The sequence below is a fragment of the Kitasatospora sp. NPDC047058 genome (assembly GCF_040643935.1).
Taxonomy (GTDB): Bacteria; Actinomycetota; Actinomycetes; order Streptomycetales; family Streptomycetaceae; genus Kitasatospora.
The window spans coordinates 1-1,807 of sequence record NZ_JBEYVJ010000781.1 but is presented as its reverse complement, the minus strand read 5'-3'; the positions used below and the strand labels follow the sequence as shown (position 1 = coordinate 1,807).

At 71.8% G+C, this 1,807-nt stretch carries 2 protein-coding genes; both read right to left on the bottom strand.

Annotated elements, in window-relative coordinates:
* Positions 1 to 231 (bottom strand): hypothetical protein (locus ABZ885_RS40430; RefSeq protein ID WP_360200091.1); only part of this gene is annotated, 231 nt, incomplete at its 3' end.
* A 41-nt stretch (positions 232 to 272) separates the two neighbouring features.
* The gene (locus ABZ885_RS40425) at positions 273 to 1,439 is read right to left on the bottom strand and encodes a ParA family protein (RefSeq protein WP_360200089.1); all 1,167 of its coding nucleotides are present in this window, start codon (positions 1,437 to 1,439) and stop codon (positions 273 to 275) included.
* Between the last annotated feature and the right edge of the window lie 368 nt (positions 1,440 to 1,807).

Below are 1,807 nucleotides of genomic sequence, written 5' to 3'. Positions count from 1 at the left end.
CTGCGCCGGCCCCGGGACGGACGCCCCGGCCTGCTGACCGCCCGGCGTGCCCGCCGCACCGCCGGAGGCGGCCGTCCCGGCGCCCGCCGTCGCGCGGCGCTCCCCGGCGGCACCCTCGGCACCGCCGGTGCCCTCGGCGGCGTCGGCGCCGGCTCCGTTGACGGTCCGCGCGGTCTCCGGTCTGGATGCCTCGGCGGCCGGACGCGGCGCGAGGGACGGCGACAGCGCCATCCCCCCGGTGGTCCGGAACAGCTCGTCGGCACCCGGGAGACTCACTCGGCGGGGCGGCACCGGTCGAGCACCTCCCTGGCGAGCTGACGGTAGGCGGCCGCACCGACCGAGTTGGTCGCGTACGTCGTGATCGGCTCGCCGGCGACGGTGGTCTCCGGGAAGCGCACGGTCCGGCCGATGACGGTGTGGAAGACGTGGTCGCCGAACGCCTCGACGACGCGGGCCAGCACCTCGCGGCTGTGCACGGTGCGCGAGTCGTACATGGTGGCCAGGATGCCGTCCAGGCGCAGTTCGGGGTTGAGCCGCTCGCAGACCTTCTCGATGGTCTCGGTGAGCAGCGCGACGCCGCGCAGCGCGAAGAACTCGCACTCCAGCGGGACGATGACGCTGTGAGCGGCCGTCAGGGCATTGACCGTCAGGAGGCCCAGCGAGGGCTGGCAGTCGATGATGACGTAGTCGTAGTCCGGCAGCAGCGGCTTCAGGGCGCGCGCCAGCGCGGACTCCCGGGCCACCTCGCTGACCAGCTGCACCTCGGCGGCGGAGAGGTCGATGTTGGACGGCAGCAGGTCCATGCCCGGCACGGCCGTCTTCAGCAGCACCTCATCGGCCGTCAGGCCCCGCTCCATGAGCAGGTTGTAGACGGTGACGTCGAGCTCCATCGGGTTGACGCCGAGGCCCACCGAGAGCGCGCCCTGCGGGTCGAAGTCGACGAGCAGCACGCGGCGGCCGTACTCGGCCAGCGCCGCGCCCAGGTTGATGGTCGACGTGGTCTTGCCGACGCCGCCCTTCTGGTTGCACATCGCGATGATCTGCGCGGGGCCGTGCTCGGCCACCGGCGCGGGGATCGGGAAGTACGGCAGCGGGCGGCCGGTGGGGCCGACCCGCTCGCGGCGCTGGCGCGCGGCGTCGGGGGCCAGCGTGGCGGCGTACTCCGGGTCCGGCTCGTACTCGGCGTCCGGGTCGTCGTAGGCGCCGTAGGCGAACTCGCCGTAGGCCAGGCCGTGGGCCGGCAGATCGGCGTCGTAGTCGGTCACCGTGGTCACCTGTGCTGTGTTCTGGCGTGCTTCGAAAGTACGGAGTGCGACCGAGCCGACCTCGGCCGAGCCCACCGTGGCCTGCCGGGCCCCGGACTCCTCACTCGGCTGGCCGGCGGTGTGCTCCGCCAGTCCTGGCTGACCACCCCCGGGAGCAAATGTCGACTCATTCACAAGTCGTCTTACCTCCTTGGGCATCCAGGACTCTATATCGATTCGTCAGCGTGGCAGCATGCCGACGGTTTGCGACTCTAGGCCGTTCAAGGCGTTCGCAGCAACACAATCCACGGTAGTGGGCCGGATGTGTCGACTATCGGGCAACCCTCTGTCAAGGGATGCGCGGGCCCTTGACCCTAACGTTTCTGCGGTCGGGTGACGCGACCCACAGAAATTGACGACAGAGCGACCCGCCCACGCAACCGTCCGTTCACGGGCATGGCGAAGCCCCCGACCGAGGGTGGCCCCTTCCTGCCCGCGGGCGGACAGGAAGGGAAGGTCGGGGGCTTCGGGCCGTCCCGCGGGGGACGGCCCGGGTCGCGGCG